General features: G+C 70.4%; 20 protein-coding genes and 1 tRNA gene. 10 read left to right on the forward strand and 11 right to left on the reverse strand.

Features of this window, described 5'->3' with window-relative positions:
* Positions 1–17: 17 nt before the first annotated feature.
* From B0B15_RS10625 to B0B15_RS10635, 3 genes are all read right to left on the reverse strand, one after another.
* On the reverse strand, positions 18–1,007 hold the full coding sequence (locus tag B0B15_RS10625; protein WP_076675882.1) for an Fpg/Nei family DNA glycosylase: 990 nt from the start codon (positions 1,005–1,007) through the stop codon (positions 18–20).
* The gene (locus B0B15_RS10630) at positions 1,007–1,549 is read right to left on the reverse strand and encodes a ribose-5-phosphate isomerase (protein WP_076675888.1); all 543 of its coding nucleotides are present in this window, start codon (positions 1,547–1,549) and stop codon (positions 1,007–1,009) included. Before B0B15_RS10630 ends, B0B15_RS10625 begins: the two co-directional genes overlap by 1 nt.
* A gap of 87 nt (positions 1,550–1,636) precedes the next feature.
* Positions 1,637–2,824, reverse strand: coding sequence for a ferrochelatase (locus tag B0B15_RS10635; RefSeq protein WP_076675889.1), 1,188 nt, complete (start codon positions 2,822–2,824; stop codon positions 1,637–1,639).
* Positions 2,825–2,975: 151 nt separating this feature from the next.
* Here B0B15_RS10635 and pepN point away from each other — a divergent pair, with 151 nt between their 5' ends.
* The 5 genes from pepN to B0B15_RS10660 all read left to right on the forward strand — a co-directional run bounded on the left by pepN (position 2,976) and on the right by B0B15_RS10660 (position 9,147).
* Positions 2,976–5,525, forward strand: coding sequence for an aminopeptidase N (gene pepN, locus B0B15_RS10640; protein ID WP_076675892.1), 2,550 nt, complete (start codon positions 2,976–2,978; stop codon positions 5,523–5,525).
* Positions 5,526–5,657: 132 nt separating this feature from the next.
* Positions 5,658–6,569, forward strand: a complete 912-nt coding sequence (locus tag B0B15_RS10645; protein ID WP_076675894.1) for an ABC transporter ATP-binding protein — start codon at positions 5,658–5,660, stop codon at positions 6,567–6,569.
* Complete coding sequence (locus B0B15_RS10650) at positions 6,566–7,366, forward strand: ABC transporter permease (RefSeq protein ID WP_076675896.1); 801 nt, start codon at positions 6,566–6,568, stop codon at positions 7,364–7,366. The genes B0B15_RS10645 and B0B15_RS10650 overlap by 4 nt, the downstream gene beginning before the upstream one ends.
* Before the next feature lie 81 nt (positions 7,367–7,447).
* Complete coding sequence (locus tag B0B15_RS10655; RefSeq protein ID WP_083708979.1) at positions 7,448–8,701, forward strand: mechanosensitive ion channel family protein; 1,254 nt, start codon at positions 7,448–7,450, stop codon at positions 8,699–8,701.
* Positions 8,698–9,147, forward strand: coding sequence for a globin (locus B0B15_RS10660; RefSeq protein ID WP_076675897.1), 450 nt, complete (start codon positions 8,698–8,700; stop codon positions 9,145–9,147). Before B0B15_RS10655 ends, B0B15_RS10660 begins: the two co-directional genes overlap by 4 nt.
* A gap of 267 nt (positions 9,148–9,414) precedes the next feature.
* On the opposite strand, the gene B0B15_RS10665 is transcribed toward B0B15_RS10660, so the two are convergent.
* Both B0B15_RS10665 and B0B15_RS10670 read right to left on the reverse strand, forming a co-directional pair.
* Positions 9,415–10,257: a cation-transporting ATPase gene (locus B0B15_RS10665; protein WP_076675902.1), complete on the reverse strand. Its 843-nt coding sequence runs from the start codon at positions 10,255–10,257 to the stop codon at positions 9,415–9,417.
* Between the two features lie 174 nt (positions 10,258–10,431).
* Entirely contained in the window at positions 10,432–11,100 is a 669-nt protein-coding gene (locus B0B15_RS10670) for a DUF8185 domain-containing protein (protein WP_076675904.1), read from the reverse strand.
* A gap of 20 nt (positions 11,101–11,120) precedes the next feature.
* On the opposite strand from B0B15_RS10670, the gene B0B15_RS10675 reads away from it, so the two are divergent.
* Positions 11,121–12,023 (forward strand): acyl-CoA thioesterase, encoded by a 903-nt coding sequence (locus B0B15_RS10675; RefSeq protein WP_371113253.1) that lies wholly within the window; start codon positions 11,121–11,123, stop codon positions 12,021–12,023.
* Between the two features lie 127 nt (positions 12,024–12,150).
* Here B0B15_RS10675 and B0B15_RS10680 read toward each other — a convergent pair whose 3' ends face one another.
* The 4 genes from B0B15_RS10680 to B0B15_RS10695 form a co-directional block, all read right to left on the reverse strand.
* A complete protein-coding gene (locus B0B15_RS10680) occupies positions 12,151–12,690 on the reverse strand; it encodes an acyl-CoA thioesterase (protein ID WP_076675912.1) in 540 nt (179 codons plus the stop codon).
* Positions 12,683–14,362 (reverse strand): energy-dependent translational throttle protein EttA, encoded by a 1,680-nt coding sequence (gene ettA / locus B0B15_RS10685; RefSeq protein WP_076675917.1) that lies wholly within the window; start codon positions 14,360–14,362, stop codon positions 12,683–12,685. Before ettA ends, B0B15_RS10680 begins: the two co-directional genes overlap by 8 nt.
* Positions 14,363–14,433: 71 nt before the next feature.
* A complete protein-coding gene (locus tag B0B15_RS16510) occupies positions 14,434–14,955 on the reverse strand; it encodes a DUF6993 domain-containing protein (protein ID WP_176776620.1) in 522 nt (173 codons plus the stop codon).
* Between the two features lie 59 nt (positions 14,956–15,014).
* Positions 15,015–15,563, reverse strand: a complete 549-nt coding sequence (locus B0B15_RS10695; RefSeq protein WP_076675918.1) for a single-stranded DNA-binding protein — start codon at positions 15,561–15,563, stop codon at positions 15,015–15,017.
* A gap of 204 nt (positions 15,564–15,767) precedes the next feature.
* On the opposite strand from B0B15_RS10695, the gene B0B15_RS10700 reads away from it, so the two are divergent.
* On the forward strand, positions 15,768–16,025 hold the full coding sequence (locus tag B0B15_RS10700; RefSeq protein WP_091366455.1) for a hypothetical protein: 258 nt from the start codon (positions 15,768–15,770) through the stop codon (positions 16,023–16,025).
* Positions 16,026–16,028: 3 nt separating this feature from the next.
* Here B0B15_RS10700 and B0B15_RS10705 read toward each other — a convergent pair whose 3' ends face one another.
* A complete protein-coding gene (locus B0B15_RS10705) occupies positions 16,029–17,447 on the reverse strand; it encodes a MocR-like transcription factor YczR (protein ID WP_076675919.1) in 1,419 nt (472 codons plus the stop codon).
* A gap of 61 nt (positions 17,448–17,508) precedes the next feature.
* Here B0B15_RS10705 and B0B15_RS10710 point away from each other — a divergent pair, with 61 nt between their 5' ends.
* On the forward strand, positions 17,509–18,162 hold the full coding sequence (locus B0B15_RS10710) for a membrane protein YczE (RefSeq protein WP_076675920.1): 654 nt from the start codon (positions 17,509–17,511) through the stop codon (positions 18,160–18,162).
* A 240-nt stretch (positions 18,163–18,402) separates the two neighbouring features.
* On the opposite strand, the gene B0B15_RS10715 is transcribed toward B0B15_RS10710, so the two are convergent.
* Positions 18,403–18,612 carry a methyltransferase gene (locus B0B15_RS10715; protein WP_076675926.1) on the reverse strand — a complete coding sequence of 70 codons (210 nt, stop codon included), beginning with the start codon at positions 18,610–18,612 and terminating at the stop codon, positions 18,403–18,405.
* A gap of 104 nt (positions 18,613–18,716) precedes the next feature.
* Here B0B15_RS10715 and B0B15_RS10720 point away from each other — a divergent pair.
* Together B0B15_RS10720 and orn are read left to right on the forward strand one after the other, a co-directional pair.
* Positions 18,717–18,792, forward strand: a tRNA-Arg gene (locus B0B15_RS10720).
* A gap of 35 nt (positions 18,793–18,827) precedes the next feature.
* A complete protein-coding gene (orn, locus tag B0B15_RS10725; RefSeq protein ID WP_076675928.1) occupies positions 18,828–19,454 on the forward strand; it encodes an oligoribonuclease in 627 nt (208 codons plus the stop codon).
* The last annotated feature ends 31 nt before the right edge of the window (positions 19,455–19,485 follow it).

Below are 19,485 nucleotides of genomic sequence, written 5' to 3' on the forward strand. Positions count from 1 at the left end.
GCCGGAATCCCGCGACGTCACGCCTGGCAGCGCGGGCACCAGTAGAGCTTGCGCCCCGCGGCCTCCTCCATGAGCACCGTCGTCCCGCACACCCGGCACGGCAGTCCGGCGCGGTGGTACACCCAGTGCCGGTCGTCGCGGTGCGCCATCGCGCGGCGGTACGCCTCGGGGTCGAGGTCGTCCATCGTCATCATCTGGCCGGTCTCGACGCCGATCGGCAGCAGCCGCGCCCAGTCGCGCCACAGCTCGCGCACGACCTCTTCGGGGACGTCACGACCGGGGGTGTGAGGGTTCTGCCGCGCCCGGAACAGGAGCTCGGCGCGATAGACGTTGCCGATGCCGCTGACCACGGACTGGTCCATCAGCAGCAGGCCGATCGAGGTCGGCTTCTTCTTCACCGTCGCGGTGAAGCGCTCTTCGCCTTCGGCGACGTCGTCGACCAGGGGATCGGGCCCGAGCTTGTCGATCGTCGCCTGCACCTCGTCGGACGTCTGCAGCGCGCAGGCCGTCGGTCCGCGCAGGTCGGCGCACGTCGTGTCGGTGAGCAGGCGCAGGCGCACCGCCCCCACGGGCGGCGGCGGCCACTCGATCTGCTCGTCGAGGCCCGTCGTCTGCTCCGACATGCGCACGCGCGCGCGACGCGGAGCGCCGATCGAGCTCAGGGAGTTCTCGCCCGCGGCATCCATGATCGCCTCGTCGACGACGGTGCCCCGCTGGTTCGTCTGGCCCATGCGCCCGTTGGACGACGCGATCGTGGCGTCGACCGACACGTCGCCCGAGAAATCCCACGCGCCGTACATGCCGAGGTGCACCCGCAGCCACACATCGCCGTCGAAGCGCAGGAACATCTGCTTCGCGACCGCCCGCGCCTCCAGCGCCTCCCGCCCGTCGAGCACCGCGGCGCCCTCGACGAAGCGGCCCTGCGGACTGGATGCCGTGACCGTGCGTCCGACGATGTTGCGCTCGAACTGCCGAGCGATCCGATGGACGGAATGCCCTTCGGGCATCAGCCTGCCTCGGGGTCGAACGAGTCGCTCGCGTCGGTCATCGTGTTCTCCGCGCGGCCGGCGCGCGGGTCGGGCAGCAGCACGCCGTCCTGCTCGAAGGCGGCGAGCTGGCCGATGCGGCGCACGTGGCGCTCCTCGCCCGAGAACGGCGTCGCGATGAAGCGGTCGATGAACGACGCGGCCTCGTCGAACGTGTGCTGGCGCGCGCCGATGGAGATGACGTTAGCGTCGTTGTGCTCGCGGGCGAGCTCGGCGGTGGAGATGTTCCACACCAGGGCTGCGCGGACGCCCAGCACCTTGTTGGCCGCGATCTGCTCGCCGTTTCCCGAGCCGCCGAAGACCACACCGAGGGCCTCGACGCCGGCCGCCTGGTCGCGCACCACGGCCTGGGCTGCGCGGATGCAGAAGGCCGGGTAGTCGTCGAGCGGGTCGTACTCGACCGGCCCGTGATCGATGACCTCGTGCCCCTGGGCGGCGAGGTGGTGCTGGATCTGGGTGGAGAACTCGAGACCGGCGTGATCGGTGCCGATGTGGATGCGCATGGGGCCCATCCTATTGAGGGCCGCGGACACGCCGGGCGGGGACGACGATGCCGCCCACCCCCGGAGGGACGGGCGGCATCGGGGACGTCAGGGCCGAAGCCCTGCCGCGACGGGCTTGAAGCCGGCGCGGATGTTCTCGCAGCAACCAGGACGGCAGACGTCGTACCAGGGACCCAGGTCGGTCAGGTGCGGGCGCTCGGCCTTCGGGGTGCCCTTGAGGCGCTCCTCGACCAGGTCCACCAGACCCGACACGTACGCGGGGTCGATGCCGGGGGTCGGTGTGCGCACCGCTCGGATGCCGGCCTCCTCGGCGGCCTCCATCGCCTCGGTGTCGAGGTCCCACAGCACTTCCATGTGGTCGCTGACGAACCCGAGCGGCACGATGACCACGGCCTCCGCCCCGCGGCCGGGGAGTTCGGCGATCACGTCGTTGACGTCGGGCTCGAGCCAGGGCTGCGTCGGCGGGCCGGAGCGCGACTGGTAAACGAGCTCCCACTCGACGTCGGCGACCGCGGCAGCGACCTCGGCCATGACGAAGGCGGCGACGGCCTTGTGCTGGGCCTCGTACGCCCCGCCCTCGCCGAAGTCGACGTCACGCGGGCCGGAACGCTGCGCGTCGGCGGTCGGGATGGAGTGGGTGGAGAAGAGCACGCGGATCTTCTCGGGGGCGATGCCGTCGGCCACGAACGCCGACACGGCCTCAGAGACGCCCGTGACGAAGGTGGAGACGAAGCCGGGGTGGTCGAAGAACTGACGCACCTTATCGATGGTGACCGTCTCGCCGAGACCGGTGGCCTCGAGCACCCGCGCGTAGTCCTCGCGGTACTGGCGGCAGCTCGAGAACGAGCTGTAGGCGCTGGTGGCGATCGCCAGCAGCGTGGTGTCGCCCGCCTCGGCCGCCTCGGTCACGGCCTCTTCGAGATACGGCGACCAGTTGCGGTTCCCCCAGTAGACCGGAAGACCCAGGCCGCGCTTGGCGATCTCCGCCTCGAGGGCGGCCTTGAGCTCGCGGTTGTGCTGGTTGATGGGGCTCACCCCGCCGAAGTGGCGGTAGTGGTGGGCGACCTCCTCGAGGCGCTCGTCGGGGATGCCGCGCCCGCGCGTGACGTTGCGCAGGAACGGGATGACGTCGTCCTGGCCCTCCGGTCCGCCGAAGCCGGCGAGGAGGATGCCGTCGTACGCCACGGGCGTCTCGACCCACTTGGGTCCGGATGACGCGGCGGGCGACGCGTAGAGGACGGTCTCAGGGCTGGTGTCCGTGTCGGTCGTGCTCACGGTGACATCCTCCCATCCAGCCGCTGGGCCTGGACGCGAGATATCTCGCGACTAGGCTATTACGGTTGTCGTCGTCGCCGACGGCGTCCGTCGTCACCCACGCCGGCGCGTCATCCGCGACGATCCCACCCTCATCCCCGGGAGAACGCCAGTGCCAGGAGAGAACCTGACCCGCATCGAAGCGCAGGAGCGCCGTGCGATCGTCGACACGCACGCCTACCACGTGCAGCTCGACCTGACCCGCGGAGACGAGGTGTTCTCCTCCCGCACGGCGGTGACCTTCGCCGCGAGCGAGGGAGCGTCGACCTTCATCGACCTCATCGCCCGGACCGTGCATTCGGTGACGCTGAACGGCCGCTCACTCGACCCGGCGACCGTCTTCGCGGACTCGCGCATCGCGCTCGACGGCCTCGCGGCCGAGAACGAGCTCGTCGTCGAGGCCGACTGCGAGTACACGAACACCGGTGAGGGCCTGCACCGCTTCGTCGACCCCGTCGACGGCGAGGTGTACCTCTACTCGCAGTTCGAGGTGCCCGACTCGCGCCGCATGTACACGGTGTTCGAGCAGCCCGACCTCAAGGCCGCCTTCACCTTCACGGTCACGGCGCCCGCGCGCTGGAAGGTCGTCTCGAACTCCCCCACGCCCGAGCCGGTCGCGCTCGACGGCGACGCCGCCCGCTGGGACTTCCCCGCGACACCCCGCATCTCCTCGTACATCACCGCTCTCGTCGCGGGGCCCTACGAGGCCACCTACAGCGAGCTCACGAGCGCCGATGGCCGCGTCATCCCGCTCGGCGTGTTCGCCCGCAAGAGCCTGTGGCAGTACCTGGACGCCGACTACGTGTTCGACAAGACCCGTCAGGGCTTCGCGTACTTCGAGGAGAAGTTCGGCTTCCCGTACCCCTTCGCCAAGTACGACCAGCTCTTCGTTCCCGAGTTCAACGCGGGCGCCATGGAGAACGCGGGAGCGGTGACCTTCACCGAGACCTACGTCTTCCGCTCCAAGGTGACGGATGCCGTCAAGGAGCGCCGCGTCGTCACGATCCTGCACGAGCTCGCCCACATGTGGTTCGGCGACCTCGTCACCATGAAGTGGTGGAACGACCTCTGGCTCAACGAGTCGTTCGCCGAGTGGGCGTCGACGATCGCCACCGCCGAGGCCACCGAGTGGGAGGCCGCGTGGACGACCTTCAACGCGATGGAGAAGACCTGGGCGTACCGCCAGGACCAGCTCCCCTCGACCCACCCGGTCGTCGCCGAGATCAACGACCTCGAGGACGTCCAGGTCAACTTCGACGGCATCACCTACGCCAAGGGCGGCTCGGTCCTGAAGCAGCTGGCCGCGTGGGTCGGCATCGAGCAGTTCTTCGCCGGTGTCGCCGCGTACTTCCAGAAGCACCAGTGGTCCAACACCGAGGTCGGCGACCTGCTCACCGAGCTCGAGACCACGAGCGGCCGCGACCTGGGCGACTGGGCCAAGAAGTGGCTCGAGACCGCCGGGGTCAACACCCTGACCCCGCTCATCGAGGAGGGCGCCGACGGCACCATCTCGCGCTTCGCGATCGTGCAGACCGCGCCGAGCGACTACCCCACCATCCGTCCGCACCGCCTGGGCATCGGCTTCTACTCGCTGAACGACGCGGGAGCGCTCGAGCGCGTGCACCACATCGAGCTCGACGTCGACGGCGACCGCACCGAGGTGGCCGAGCTGCGCGGCATCCGTCGTCCCGACCTCGTGCTGCTCAACGACGACGACCTCGCCTACGCGAAGATCCGTCTCGACGAGCGCTCGCTCGCCACGGCGATCGCCCACCTCAAGGACATCTCCGACCCGCTGGCCCGCTCGCTCGTCTGGGGCGCCGCGTGGGATCAGACCCGGGATGCCGAGGCCTCGGCGACCGACTACCTCGACCTCGTGCTGCGCAACATCGGCGCCGAGACCGAGTCGACCACGGTGCGCACGACGCTCGCCCAGCTGCAGCTCGCGGCCAATTCGTACGTCGCCCCCGCCACCCGGGACGCTGCGCGCGAGCGCGTGGCGGACGGTCTGTGGGAGCTCGCGCAGGCGGCCGAGGCCGGCAGCGACAGCCAGCTGCAGTTCGTGACGGCGTTCGCGTCGGCGGCATCCACTCCGGCGCACGCCGACACGGTGAAGGCCCTGCGCGACGGCTCGACGACCCTTGAGGGTCTCGAGATCGACACCGACCTGTCGTGGCAGCTCCTCGTCTCGCTCGCGGCGGCAGGCGCCGTCACCGCCGCCGACATCGACGAGGCCCGGGCCGCGGACAACACCGCGAAGGGCGGGGAGTTCGCCGCCATGGCGAAGGCGTCGCTGCCTTCGCACGAGGCGAAGCAGGAGGCCTGGGACTCGCTCATCGCGCGTTCCGACGCCCCCAACACGATCGTCCGCTCGACCGCCGCCGGGTTCACGAACCCGACGACGGTCGACGTCCTGGCCGACTTCGTCGAGCCGTACTTCGCCATGCTGCTGCCGGTCTGGGAGTCGCGGAGCTACCAGATCGCGCAGTATCTGATCGTGGGCCTGTACCCCGCCGCCCTGGCGAACACGGCGCTGCGAGACGCGACGCGCCAGTGGCTCTCGCAGCACACCGACGCCGCCCCAGCGCTGCGTCGCCTCGTCGGCGAGAACCTCGCCGGTGTCGAGCGCGCGCTCGCCGTGCAGGAGCGCGACGCGCAGTAGACCGCACCCCGCCGCGGATGCCTCCTCCCCCTCGGGAGGGGGCATCCGTCGTTTCGGATCATCCTCACGACGACCCGCGATCATCCCCGCGGCCGACGACCGCGCCGGGGCCCGATCCGTAGCGTCGGATGCATGATCGTTGCAGACAACCTCACCAAGCGGTACGGCGCGAAGACCGCCGTCGACGGCGTCTCCTTCACCGTCGCCCCGGGCCGGGTGACCGGCTTCCTCGGGCCGAACGGCGCGGGCAAGTCCACCACCATGCGCATGATCGTGGGACTGGACCGCCCCAGCGCCGGTCGCGTCACCGTCTCCGGCCAGGACTATCGCCACCTGCGTTCGCCCCTGACCGAGGTCGGCGTGCTGCTGGATGCCAAGGCCGTGCACACGGGCCGCTCGGCGCGCGACCACCTGCGGGCCCTCGCCGCGACCCACGGCATCGGGCGCGCCCGTGTCGACGAGGTCATTGAGCTCACCGGCATCGGGGCGGTCGCGGGCAAGCGTGCGGGCGGCTTCTCGCTGGGAATGGGCCAGCGACTCGGCATCGCCGCGGCCCTCCTCGGCGACCCGCACACGCTGATCCTCGACGAACCGGTGAACGGCCTCGACCCCGAGGGCGTGCGCTGGGTGCGCCAGTTCGTGCGGCACCTCGCCGCCGAGGGCCGGACGGTGCTGCTGTCGAGCCACCTCATGAGCGAGATGTCGCAGACCGCCGACCACGTCATCGTGCTGGGCCGGGGGCGGATCCTCGCCGACGCTCCCCTCGCGGAACTGGTGAGCGCCTGGACGACCACCACCCTGCTCGTTCGCTCACCCCGCCTCGACGACCTCGTCGCCGCCCTTCCGACCCCGGATGCCACGGTGACGGCGATCGAGCCGGGCGCCGCACAGATCACCGGGCTGAATGCGCAGATCATCGGCGATCTCGCCGCCACGCGCGGCATCCCCCTCTACGAACTCACGTCGCGCTCGGGCTCGCTCGAAGACGCCTACCTCGCCCTGACCGACGACTCGGTCGAGTACAAGACCAAGGAGATCGCATGATCGACCTCGCTTCGGCGCCCCGCCGCGCCACGCACACCCCGCCCGCCCACCTCACCTTCGCGCACCTGCTGCGCAGCGAGACCATCAAGATCCTGACGCTGCGATCGACCTGGTGGTCGCTCGGCGTCTCGGTCGCGTTGTCGCTCGGCATCACCTTCCTCCTCGGCCTGGTGTCCATCGGCGACGACGGCGGCCTGCCCACGTCGATGCTGTTGACCGCTCCCCTTCAATTCACGATGCTCGTGGCGGGCATCTTCGGCGCCATCGTGATCACCGGGGAGTACTCCACCGGGATGATCCGCTCGACGCTCACCGCCGAGCCCCGTCGCGGCGCCGTGCTGCTATCCAAGGCCATCGTCATCTCGGTGCTGATGGCCGCGGCGACGGTGGCCACCTACGTCGTGGGCGCCGTGCTGGCCACCGCCATCGGCGGCGAGGCCCTGGACTGGTCCGATCCCTCGACGTCGCTCAGTCCGCTCGCCATGGGCGTCGGGTCGATGGTCGTGTTCACGCTCATCGGACTCGGCTTCGGCTTCCTCCTCCGCAACGGCGCCGGCGCGATCGCCGTGACGGTCGGCGTGCTGTTCGTCCTGCCGATCGTCTTCAGCATGTTCGCCTTCGGCGGCGAGAACTGGCGCTGGCTGGTCGACCTCGGACAGTACCTGCCCGCGAACGCCGCGGCGCAGGCGACCTCCCCCGGCGCGACGGACCTCGGCGGCTCCGTCGTCACCCTCATCGCCTGGGCGCTGGCACCCTTGGCCGCCGGATGGCTCGCCCTGCGCAGCCGCGACGCCTGACCGCTTCTCCCCAGCCCCCGTCATCCACGGATGCCTCGACGCTCAGCCGGCGCCGAGGCATCCGTCGTTAGTCTGAATCCGATGTTCGTTCTCGCCGAAAACCCCGAACCGAGCCCGTCGCCGACGATCACGTCGCCGAGCGATTTCGTGAACCTCGACACCTGGACGTGGATCGGTGGACAGCTGCTGGATTTCGGCGGTGTGCTCCTGCGTATCCTCGGGATCATCGTGGGCGTCGCCGTCGCCGCCTGGATCCTCCGTGTCGTCATCCGCCGCGTCGTCGACCGCATCGTCAACGGCGCCAAGGTCAAAGCGCGCGTCGACGACACGCAGGCCCTCGACCGATCTCCGTTGAGCGCCGTCCGGCTCGTGCAACGCACCCGCACGCTGGGGACGATCCTTCAGAACATCGTCAACGTCGTGCTCGTGATCGTGGCGCTCGTGTGGATCGCCGGCATCGTCGCGCCGAATGCCCTGGCATCCCTCACCCTGCTCACCGCGGCGATCGGCGCCGGCCTCGGTTTCGGTGCGCAGAACATCGTCAAAGACGTGTTGAACGGCATCTTCATCGTCGCCGAAGACCAGATCGGCATCGGCGACGTGGTCGATCTGGGGCTGGCGACCGGCATCGTCGAGTTCGTCAGCGTCCGCATCACTCATGTGCGCGACGTCAACGGCACGCTCTGGTACGTCCGCAACGGCGAGATCACCCGCATCGGCAACATGTCGCAGGGCTGGTCGCGCGTCATCATCGACCTCGCCGTGCCGGTGGATGCCGACATCGACGACGTCGAGAAGGCCATGCTCACCGCGGCGAAGACGATGTCGAAGGAGCAGAAGTGGCGCTCGCGGATCATCGAGCAGCCCGAGATCTGGGGCCTCGAGTCCATCAGCGGGGACGCCGTCGTCATCCGTCTCGTCATGAAGACGCGATCGAGCGCGAAGGACGACGTGGCCCGTGAGCTGCGCGCGCGTCTGAAGAAGGCCATCGACGCGATGGGGATCGCCCTGCCGCAGTTGAACTCGATCGTGCTGACCGGCGCCGAAGGCGCGCAGAGCGTGCGAGGCGCCCACCCGCCGAAGACGAAGGAGACGCCCGTCGCCGCCCTGGGCGACCGCCCCCGGTGGAAGCCGCGCGGCCGGCGCCTCGACATCTCGGATACGGTTGAAGACCACGCGGAGCCGGATGCCGCGAAGGCACCGAAGGTCAAGAAGACCACGGCACGGCGCGACGCCACGCCGACCTCCGTGGTCGACCTGCCGGAGGCGCCGGGCGCCGACACCCCCAAGCCGACTCCCCCGGCCGTCCGGGCCGACGAAGGGGGCACCTCATGACCGAGCCCGTGAGCTTCTACGACCAGGTCGGCGGTATGGACACGTTCCGCCGGCTCGTCGACGCGTTCTACCGCGGCGTCGCCTCCGACGACGTGCTCAAGCCGATGTACCCCGAAGAAGACCTCGGTCCGGCGGCCGAGCGGCTCACGCTCTTCCTCGCGCAGTATTGGGGCGGCCCGACCACCTACGGCGAGACCCGCGGGCACCCGCGCCTGCGTATGCGGCACATGCCGTTCCACGTCGATCCCGACGCACGCGACCGGTGGCTCCGCCACATGCGCGCGGCCGTCGACGAGATCGCGCTGCCACCGGTCTTCGAGGCGCCCCTGTGGGATTACCTCGAACGCGCCGCCTACGCCATGGTCAACACCTTCGACGCGCGCGGTATCGGTCCGCAGCAGGGTGGGCGCCCCGACACGGGCCTGCCCGTCCGGGCGACCGACTGACGCGGTTTCGCGCTCCCGACCGGCTCCGGTCGGCGTGGCTCATCGCCACCGCCGGCCGCACGCCGGTCCGCCTCGCCGGTCGAGCCGCTCAGAGGCCGGTCCCGGCGCCGCCGCGCCACCGCACGCCGGTCCGCCTCGCCGGTCGAGCCGCTCGGAGGCCGGTCCGGCTCCGCCGCGCGACCGGGATGCGCAGCCGCCTGACGAAGCGGAGCGGCCGACGCGGCCGCGAACGACTCATGCCGCGGAGCAGACGTCCGCCGCCCGGCCTCAGCGGCCGAGGAAGTCGCCGAAACCCGGGATGTCGAGGTTCGACAGCCCCTCACCGAAGCCGCTGATCTGCTCCCCCGCTCCCGCAACGGCATCCTGAGCTCCGCCCGCCCAGTCGCCGACGACGCCGCCGTCGGCCAGGGACGCCAGATCGACACCGGATGCCAGGGCCTCCAGGTCGACGCCCTCGGCCAGTCCCGCGAAGTCCACGCCCATCTCCCCTGCCTGCGCAAGCAGCGGAGCCGCGACGGCGCTGACGACGGCACCGCCCGCGACGGCCGCGAGCAGTCCCCCGGCGCCGACGACTCCCGCGCCGACGAGTCCGCCGCGGCCCGCCTTCGCCAGCAGGGCGGACATTCGCCCCGGGCGCGCCGCTTCGGCGCGGGCGGCCGTGCGGGCGAGATCGTCCGGCGCGGCCGAGCGCGGCCGCTCGTGCGGGGAGAGGTCGGCATCCATTCGCTCCCGGACGTGCTGACGCTGGGCCGGGGTGAGGCGGCCGAAGGCCTCGCGGTGCATCAGCTCGATGCGGTCGGGGTCCGCCGTCCGCACGAGGTAGTCGTAGCGGGCGATGGCCGCGCGATCCGACGCGGAGAGGGAGGGCCCGGATCCGGCGCCTCCAGATGCCGACGGCGGGGCGTACCGGCCCGCGGACGGCGCGGTGGGTGCGGCGGCGCCGCGGGATCGACCGTCACCGGTCACGGCATCCGCGGCGGAGCGGACCATGTCGCGCCAATCGCGGCCGCCCGAGCTCGACGAGCGAGGTTCCGACGAGCTGGACTGCGCCGACGACGCCTTGTCAACGGCCTTCGACGCGATGTCGAACAAACGGGAGAACGAGACCATGGAGGGAGGTACCTTTCGACGGGCGGCAAGCTGTCGCGACGTCAAGGTCTCCTCCGCCCCTTCGGACCGATGCATCCGGAATCCAATCGTGGACTCGTGATGACGGATGCACCGCGTCGGGAGTACTCCCCTTGCTGCTCCGATGCTACGGAGCGCACCTGTGCGCGGGCTGAGCTAGCTCCCCGTCGCGCGCACGGCGGTCAGGCCGGAACGCACCGGTCCGCGCACGAGCACGTGGCCGCGGGCGAGGCTGACGCGCGTCCACGCGCCGCTGCGACGCACCGGCGCCTCCTCGCTGCCCGCGATGAAGCCGAGGGCGAAGGCGGCGAACGCGACGCCCAGGGGCAGATCCGCGAGCGCCCCATCAGGCTGCCCCCACACCTGCGCGCGGATCACTCGGACGACGTCCTCACCGGCATCCGCCGGCAGGGCGTCGGCGACGGCCGCGACGCCGTACTGCGCACGGGAGGCCAGCACGGATGCGTCGATGACGCCCGTCTGCTCCCACCCGCCCTGCGGCGGAGAGATCCCCGCCCACGCGGGAGACGACGCCGTCTCGGGCAGCACGACCGCGTTCGCGTCGTCGGGAGCCGGCAGCAGCGCGGACGCCTCGACGACGAGGTCGCACTCGAGTTCCGGGTCGATCGCCGATGCGCGCAGTCCCAGCACGGTCGGCGTCGCGTCCATCAAGCCGCGCGGAGCCAGAGGGGCGGCCGTCGTGACGAGAACTCCCCCGCGGGCGCGGAGGCGGACGGTTCCATCGCCGAGACGGATGGTTCGGCTCGAAAAGGTGAGCAGGTCGGCTGCCGCCTGCGGGTCGGGGAACAACAGGCGCGCGGACACCCGCTCTAAACTAGCAACTGGTGCGCACTCGCCGCGCCGGAACGGGAGTCAGCGTGACCGAGGCCATCGATCCCGTCGCGTCGTTGCTCGCCGTGCTCGACCTTCGCGATGCCGGTGCGCGCACGACCGAGGACATCTTCACCGGCGTCTCGCAGGCCATGCCGACCGGCCGTGTGTACGGCGGCCAGGTTCTCGCGCAGACGATCGTCGCCGCGTCGCGCACCCTGCCGCCCGAGCGCACCGTGCACTCGATGCACGGCTATTTCCTGCGTCCGGGCGATCCGAGCGACGAGATCACCTTCTCGGTCGATCGCATCCACGACGGGCGGTCGTTCTCGACCCGTCGCACGCAGGCATTCCAGTCCGGCGTGCCGATCTTCTCGATGATCGCGTCGTTCCAGGATGAGGACCCGGGTCTGGAACACTTCGAGGCGATGCCCGACGGCATCCCGCAGCCCGAGGACACCGCACCGCTCGACGTCGAGACGCTCCACCCCCTCAGCCGGCGGATGCTGACGGCGAGTCCCGTCGACGTGCGTCACGTGACCTCGCCGGTGTACGCCTCGGTCGAGGGCCCGCAGGTGCCGCGCCAGGCCGTGTGGATGAAGCTGCGTCGCCCCATCACCGACGACCCGGGCGTGCACCGCGCCGCCCTCGCGTATCTCAGCGACCTGACGATCCAGGAGACGATCCTGCGCGCCCACGGCGTGCCGTGGAACGCGCCGGGTCTGCGCGTGGCCAGCCTCGACCACGCGATGTGGTGGCACCGTCCCGGCCGCGTCGATGACTGGCTCCTGTACGTGCAGGAGTCGCCGAACGCCCGCGGCGGCCGCGGCCTGTCCACGGGTCGCGTCTACACGCGCGACGGCGTGCTCCTCGCGAGCGTCGCGCAGGAGGTCATGGTGCGCGTCCCGCGCGACTGATTGTTGATCCGGATGCCACATGCACAGCGGCGTTCGGAATGCACGGGCGTGACACGCCGTGCGGTGGCACAGGGGTGCGATCGCCGCCTCTTGCCGGACGGCGGGGCGGTCCAGTGGACGCCCGGTCTCAGCCTTTCGTGGCTCGCCGGCGGTACTCGATCGGGTCGCCGACGTACGGCCCCCAGGCGGCCCGCTCCCCCGCGCTCCAGCGGATGGGCCGGCCGCTCGCGGTGTCGACGAGGACGACCACGGCCGTGGCGCGCGCGTACAGCACCTGCTCGGCGTCGCCGGCCGGGCTGAACACCTCGAAGCAGATGTCGGCGCTCGAGCCGCCCATCACCCCGATCCACATGCGCACGTCGAGCGGACGCTGGCTGTACGGGACGGGGCGCAGGTACTCGATCTCCTGGCGCGCGATGAGCGTGGCGCGCTCTCCGCCGCTTTCGAGCACGCTCATGTCGAACACCGCCGTCGGCAGCGCCTCGCCCTCGTCGTCACCGCGCCAGAAGGCCCGCAATCGGGCTTCTTCGAGCAGTTTGAGCATCGAGGTGTTGTTGACGTGTCCGAGCGCGTCGAGGTCGCCCCAGCGCAGCGGGATCGGCACGTGAAGCCGCTCGGGCCCCGCGGTCGCGGGGCCCGAGGCGGGGGATGCTTTTGCGTCAGTCACGCGTGAGCTTGCGGTAAGTCGACCGCGACGGGTTGGCGGCATCCGCACCGAGGCGCTCGATCTTGTTCGCCTCGTACGCCTCGAAGTTGCCCTCGAACCAGTGCCACTGGTCGGGGTGCTCCTCCGTGCCCTCGTAAGCGAGGATGTGCGTCGCGATGCGGTCGAGGAACCACCGGTCGTGGGTGATGACGACGGCGCAGCCGGGGAACTCCAGCAGGGCGTTCTCGAGGGAGCTGAGCGTTTCGACGTCGAGGTCGTTGGTCGGCTCGTCGAGGAGGAGCAGGTTGCCGCCCTCCTTCAGCGTCAGGGCGAGGTTCAGGCGGTTGCGCTCACCGCCGGAGAGCACCCCGGCCTTCTTCTGCTGGTCGGGGCCCTTGAAGCCGAACTTCGAGACGTAGGCGCGCGAGGGGATCTCGGTCTTGCCGACGGTGATGATGTCGAGACCGTCGGACACGACCTCCCACAGCGTCTTCTCGGGGTCGATGTTCGCGCGCGACTGGTCGACGTAGCTGATCTTGACCGTCTCGCCGATCTTCAGCGTGCCGCCGTCGAGCGGCTCGAGACCGACGATCGTCTTGAACAGCGTGGTCTTTCCCACACCGTTCGGGCCGATCACGCCGACGATGCCGTTCGGCGGCAGGTTGAAGCTCAGGTTGCTGATGAGCGAGCGGTCTCCGAAGCTCTTCTCAAGCTTCTTGGCGTCGATGACGATGCTGCCCAGGCGCGGACCCGCGGGGATCTGGATCTCGTCGAAGTCCAACTTCCGCGTGCGCTCGGCCTCTGCGGCCATCTCCTCGTAGCGGGCCAGACGGGCCTTCGACTTCACCTGACGGCCCTTGGCGTTGGAGCGGACCCATTCGAGCTCGTCCTTGAGGCGCTTGGCGAGCTTCGCATCCTTCTTTCCCTGGACGTCGAGGCGCTGCGCCTTCTTGTCGAGGTAGGTGGAGTAGTTGCCCTCGTAGGGATACAGGTGACCGCGGTCGACCTCGGCGATCCACTCCGCGACGTTGTCAAGGAAGTACCGGTCGTGGGTGATGGCGATGACCGCGCCCTTGTAGGCCTTGAGGTGCTGCTCGAGCCAAAGGACGCTCTCGGCGTCGAGGTGGTTGGTGGGCTCGTCGAGCAGCAGGAGGTCGGGCTTCTGCAGCAGCAGCTTCGCCAGCGCCACGCGGCGGCGCTCACCACCGGAGAGCGGAACCACCGAGGCGTCGGCCGGAGGCGTGCGCAGGGCGTCCATCGCCTGCTCGAGCTGGGAGTCGAGATCCCAGCCGTCGGCGGCGTCGATCTCCTCCTGCAGGGTGCCCATCTCGGCCAGCAACGCGTCGAAGTCGGCGTCGGGATCGGCCATGAGGGCGGAGATCTCGTTGAAGCGGTCGAGCTTGGGCTTGATCGCCACGCCGTCCTGGATGTTCTCCAGCACGGTCTTGCTGTCGTCGAGCTCGGGCTCCTGCATCAGGATGCCGACGGTGAAGCCGGGGCTGAGCCGCGCCTCGCCGTTGGAAGGGGTGTCGAGGCCGGCCATGATCTTCAGGATCGTGGACTTTCCCGCACCGTTCGGACCGACCATGCCGATCTTGGCGCCGGGGAGGAACGACATCGTGACGTCGTCGAGGATGAGTTTTTCGCCGACTGCCTTGCGGGCACGGACCATGGAGTAGATGTATTCGGCCATAACCGTTCCAGTCTAGGGGCGGTGGCCGCGCGGACCGACGAGTCGTCGTCGCGGGAACCGCCGCCGCACGATCACCAATCGATGGCGCGCGTCTGTCCGATCAGACAGCCGCCCGAGCTCAGTCCCGGGAGCACCGTCGTCACGGGGTCGCCGATGGACGGGCCCACTTGTCCGACGAGGCACTCATCGCCGAGGCGAACGGAGAACTCGATGCTCTCCGCGGCATTGCCGATCGTGGATCGATCCGCGGTGACCTGCATGGCCGCCTTGTCGAAACCGGCCGACACGAGGGCATCGATGTAGGCGCGACCCGAGACGGGGTCCGGTCCGGCCCACACTGATGCAACGGTCTGCGAGAACAGTGGGAGGCGCTGCGCGGCCTCACCCGTCGCGGATGCCGCCGGGGTCGGCGACACGTCGCCCGCCGACGACGACCCCGCTGCGTCCGTCGAGGGCGTCTCCGCCGAGGGGACGGATGCTCCGTCGCCCGAGGTGTCCTGCCCGGTCGATGGCGGTCCGCCCGTGCATCCGGCGAGTCCGAGCGCGGCCGCGAGCGTGAGGGCGGCGAGGGATCGTCCGAGAAGGCGGGGCACGGGAACGAGTCTACGGACCCGCCCCGCGCGCCTCCCCGACGGGTCACCCGTCCCGGCGTTCAGAACGGGTTGGCGTCAGCGGGGATCCCGACGCTCACGGCCTCGCCGGCCCCCGCCGCGACGTGCGGCTGCGGGACCTCGGCTCCGCCGTCCGGCGTACCGGCGTCCGGCTCGAGGGACGCACCCGGAACCGCCCACCCGTCGCCGTCCGTCGCGATGCGGGCCGTCGGTTCGGCGTCGGCAGGCTGAGGCTTGGACGCGCGCTGGAACGTCGAGACACCCCACCGTAGATCGTGGCCGATGGCGTCCGCGACGACGTCGGCACTCACGCCGCGCTTGGTCTCCGTCTCCCACTCGCGCAGGCGGAGGCGGCCGCTCAGCAGGACTCGTTCGCCCTTCTGGAATGACCGCAGGGCGTGGGCGCCCAGTTCGCCGAAGACCGAGACGGCGTAGAAGTTGGTGTGCGCGTCCACCCACTCGCCCTTCTCGCGGTCGAAGCGCCTCTCGCCCACCGCGAGGCGGAACGCGGCGACCGTTCCTCCCCCGCGAGTGGTGCGCTGCTCGAGGTCGCCGACGATGTTGCCGACCAAGGTGATGTGATCGCTCATGGATGTGTCCTCTCGACGTGAGTGATGCTCCGGCACCCGTGTGCCCGACGGATGCCGGAGCCACGCCCAGGGTCGCGCGTCGGAGACGGTCGGCGAGGGCCTCGACGGCCGGTCGGTGGATGGACGGCACATGCCGCTCGTTGGGGAGGAGGCGCGGTCTGCATGCGACGGGGCGATGTCGGAGGTCGGTCGTACCGTGTCCGCATGAGCACCGCACTGTGGAACGACCTCGCTCCGGCTCCGCGCTCGGCCGGGTGGGGAGCGGCGACGCACGTCGCCGCGGGTCTGTGGCGCATCGCCGATCCGCGGGGCATCGTGGTCGGTCACATCCGCGCCGTCGCGGCCGACGGCGGGTGGCGATACGCCGCCGAGCGCTTCCACACCGCGTCCGGCAGTTTCCGCCGACTCGGCGAGTTCTGGTCGTCGAGCGACGCGGTCGAATGCCTTCGTTACGGCCGGTGAGGATCACACGACCGTGGCGAAGTCCTCTCGCGTGGGCACCGCACGTCCGCCCCGCACGTCGTCCCATGCCGCACGCAGGATCCCCACGGCGCGCTCGAGGGTCGCGGGCGGAGCCGTGAACGGCATCCGGAGCCGCCGGTCGTGGCCACCCTCCACCGCGAACCGCGAACCGGCGGACAGTGCCAGACCGCGTGAGCGCGCGCTCATCACGAGGGGCGTGCTGAGGGGCTCCCCGATCCCGACCCATACCGAGACGCCACCGCGCACCTCCGGAACCTCCCATTCGGGGAAGGTGTGCTGCAAGGCGGAGCGAAGGGCGTCGCGTCCCGCACGCAGCAGATCGCCGCGCTGCCGTGCGATCTCATCGAGTCGCGGTACGAGGCGCGTGGCGATGGCCTGCTCCAGCTCCGGGGTCCCCAGATCGTGAACGGGGCGTCCGCTGGCGAGGCGACGCACGATGTGGGGGGCGGCGCGCACCCATCCCACCCGCAGTCCGCCCCAGACCGTCTTGCCCAGGGAGGCCACGCGGATGATGCGGTCGTCGTCGGGGAAAGGAGCGGCATCCCCGGGACGGTCGATGTCGAGCTGCCCCGTGGTCTCGTCGAGCACGAGGAGCGTCCCCGCGCTGCGCGCGCCCGACAGGAACGCGGCGACCTCGTGTCCGCCCATCGTCCGACCGGTCGGGTTGTGGAAATCGGGCATGAGGTACGCGAGCGACGGAAGGGCCCGGGCGAAGCTCTGCTCGGCGCGCTCGATGTCCCACCCCGATTCCGCATCGACGGGGACGCCGATCAGGCGCGCCCCCACACGGCGGAAGGCGTCGGCGGCGTGCGGGTAGGTCGGCGTCTCGAGCATGACGCGGTCGGCTCGGTGGATGAGAACGGAGGCGATCAGATGAATCGCGCTCTGCGCTCCCGTCGTGACGAGGATCTGGTCGGGGGTGGTGGGGAGCCCACGGTCGGTGTAGTGATCCGCGATGCTCGCGCGCAGCGCGGGGTCGCCCACGACGTCGTATCCGATGCGCGCGACGAGCGCCGGGGCCTGGGCGGCGGCCTCGGCGATGACGGCCGGAAGCCCCGGCCACGCCGCGGGACTCGCCTGCTGCAGGTCGATGTCGTCGGCATCCGCATCGAGACGGCCCGGGTCGCTCCGGCGCAGCGGGAGGGTGACGCTGCCACTGCCCCGGAGGCTCTCGATGTGCCCCGTCTCGCGGAGGCTCCGATAGGCCGCCGCCACCGTCGTTCGGCTGAGCGACAGCGCGGCCGCGAGTTCGCGCTCGGCGGGGAGAGCGGTCGACGGTGCGAGGCGGTTGTCGAGGCAGAGCAGTCGCACGCCGTCGGCCAGGGCCTCGTACGCCGGTCCGCTCCCCCTCCAGCCGCCGAGGGCCGCCGCAAGGGCGCGTGCCGAGATTCGCGAGTCCATGCGGCCACATTACCGAGATTGGCCTCTACGTCGAGGTCCAATCGCGTGATTGGATCGCAGCATGTTCTCCCGCGTCACCCGTCTTCTCATCGGACTCGTCGTCTACGGCATCGGCTGCGCCTTCACGGTCGCCGCCGGCCTCGGCGTCGACCCCTGGACCGTCTTCGCGCAGGGCATTTCCCGCGTGACGGGCGTGGGCATCGGGTGGGTGACCAACATCGTCGGTCTCGGTGTCCTGCTCCTCTGGATCCCCCTGCGTCAGAAGCCCGGCGTCGGCACGGTCGCGAACATCCTGCTCGTCGGAACGAGCCTGCAGTTGGCCCTGGGCGTCCTCCCCCACCCCGACGTCTTCTGGCTCCAAGCACTCATGCTCGTCACCGGCGTGGTGCTGGTGGCGGCGGCATCCGGGCTCTACATCGGAGCGAACTTCGGCCCCGGACCCCGGGACGGCCTCATGACCGGACTGCATGGACGGGTCGGGTGGCCCATCTGGGCCTGCCGCCTCAGCGTCGAAGGGTCCGTGCTCGTGCTGGGCTGGCTTCTGGGGGGCACCGTCGGCATCGGAACCGTGGTGTTCGCGCTCGGCATCGGACCCCTCGTGCACATCGCGATGCCGCTGCTCGCAACTCCCCGCCTCGTCTCACCACTCCGCGCCGACGCACGGGCGTCACACGAGCACCCGCCCGCCCGCGATTCCGCGCAGACCCCTGGGTAGGACATCCGCACCCGCCCGCCTCGCGAACCCGCGCCGCCGCCCGGGTAGGACCGGGGCACCCATCCGCCTCGCGACTCCGAACCCCCGACTGGGGAAAACCTCGGCACTCGCTCGCCTCGCGACTCCGCATCGATGCACGGCTGCGACACGGGTACCCGCTCGCCCGCGACTCCGCTCCGATGCCCGGGCGTCGACCTTCCCCGTCCGCCGCGGATGCGAAGCGGACGGGGCGGCGCGTGCTCAGTGCTCGCGGAACTCGGGGCGGTCGCTGCCGGGCTTGAGGTGGGCGTGCAGCGCGCTCTTGGCGATGTCCATCGACGGGTAGACGCCGAGCCTCTCGTCCTTGCCCGCCATGTGGACGCTGTAGCCCTCGGCATCCTTCTGGATGGTGCCAACGACCCCCACCGGGCCGTAGGCCACCCAGAGACGTCGTGTCGCGGTGTCTGACATGAGTGCTCCTTTGCTCTCGTTCGCCCGGAGGTTACGCCCGCGCCGCCGACGACACCAGGGGCTGGTGCGGCGTCGGGGACACGACCGATATCCTGGACGGACGACCCCCAGTAGCTCAGTGGATAGAGCAGCGGCCTTCTAATCCGCCGGTCACACGTTCGAATCGTGTCTGGGGGACCAGACCCGGTGTCCCACCCCCTCAGTAGGATGTGGGGATGGTAAATGCCTCCGAGAACGACCGGCTCGTCTGGATCGACTGCGAGATGACCGGCCTCGACCTCGCCGTCGACGAGCTCGTCGAGATCGCCGTCGTCATCACCGATTTCGAGCTGAACGTGCTCGATCCGGGCTTCCAGATCGTGATCAAGCCCGATGACTCCGCCCTGGCCAACATGGGCGAATTCGTCACCGAGATGCACCGGTCCTCGGGCTTGCTCGACGAGATCCCCCACGGCGTCAGCCTTGCGGATGCCGAGTTCCAGACACTGGAGTACATCCAGCGCTTCGCACCGGTCGAGGGCAAGGCACCGCTCGCCGGCAACACCATCGGCACCGACCGTATGTTCCTCGCGAAGTACATGCCGCGCGTCGACCGCTGGCTGCACTACCGCAACGTCGACGTGTCGAGCATCAAGGAGCTCTCCCGTCGCTGGTACCCGCGCGCCTACTTCCAGGCGCCCACGAAGAACGGCGGCCACCGCGCCCTCGCCGACATCCGCGAATCGATCCGTGAGCTCGCGTACTACCGCGCCGCGGTGTTCGTGCCGCAGCCGGGCCCCACGAGCGACGAGGCCAAGGCCGTGTCGGCGTCGGCCGTGTCGTCGTTCGCCCTCGACGTGTGACATAATCTTTCAGTTGTCTTCTTCCGAAGGC

The organism is Microbacterium sp. RU1D (genome assembly GCF_900156435.1).
GTDB lineage: Bacteria > Actinomycetota > Actinomycetes > Actinomycetales > Microbacteriaceae > Microbacterium.

What these genes read in the sequence shown, in the direction of transcription:
- B0B15_RS10625 (WP_076675882.1), bottom strand. Translation starts at nt 1,007, where the DNA reads ATGCCCGAAGGGCATTCCGTCCATCGGATCGCTCGGCAGTTCGAGCGC.
- B0B15_RS10630 (WP_076675888.1), bottom strand. Translation starts at nt 1,549, where the DNA reads ATGCGCATCCACATCGGCACCGATCACGCCGGTCTCGAGTTCTCCACC.
- B0B15_RS10645 (WP_076675894.1), top strand. Translation starts at nt 5,658, where the DNA reads ATGATCGTTGCAGACAACCTCACCAAGCGGTACGGCGCGAAGACCGCC.
- B0B15_RS10650 (WP_076675896.1), top strand. Translation starts at nt 6,566, where the DNA reads ATGATCGACCTCGCTTCGGCGCCCCGCCGCGCCACGCACACCCCGCCC.
- B0B15_RS10655 (WP_083708979.1), top strand. Translation starts at nt 7,448, where the DNA reads ATGTTCGTTCTCGCCGAAAACCCCGAACCGAGCCCGTCGCCGACGATC.
- B0B15_RS10660 (WP_076675897.1), top strand. Translation starts at nt 8,698, where the DNA reads ATGACCGAGCCCGTGAGCTTCTACGACCAGGTCGGCGGTATGGACACG.
- B0B15_RS10665 (WP_076675902.1), bottom strand. Translation starts at nt 10,257, where the DNA reads ATGGTCTCGTTCTCCCGTTTGTTCGACATCGCGTCGAAGGCCGTTGAC.
- ettA (WP_076675917.1), bottom strand. Translation starts at nt 14,362, where the DNA reads ATGGCCGAATACATCTACTCCATGGTCCGTGCCCGCAAGGCAGTCGGC.
- B0B15_RS10695 (WP_076675918.1), bottom strand. Translation starts at nt 15,563, where the DNA reads ATGAGCGATCACATCACCTTGGTCGGCAACATCGTCGGCGACCTCGAG.
- B0B15_RS10700 (WP_091366455.1), top strand. Translation starts at nt 15,768, where the DNA reads ATGAGCACCGCACTGTGGAACGACCTCGCTCCGGCTCCGCGCTCGGCC.
- B0B15_RS10705 (WP_076675919.1), bottom strand. Translation starts at nt 17,447, where the DNA reads ATGGACTCGCGAATCTCGGCACGCGCCCTTGCGGCGGCCCTCGGCGGC.
- B0B15_RS10710 (WP_076675920.1), top strand. Translation starts at nt 17,509, where the DNA reads ATGTTCTCCCGCGTCACCCGTCTTCTCATCGGACTCGTCGTCTACGGC.
- B0B15_RS10715 (WP_076675926.1), bottom strand. Translation starts at nt 18,612, where the DNA reads ATGTCAGACACCGCGACACGACGTCTCTGGGTGGCCTACGGCCCGGTG.
- orn (WP_076675928.1), top strand. Translation starts at nt 18,828, where the DNA reads ATGGTAAATGCCTCCGAGAACGACCGGCTCGTCTGGATCGACTGCGAG.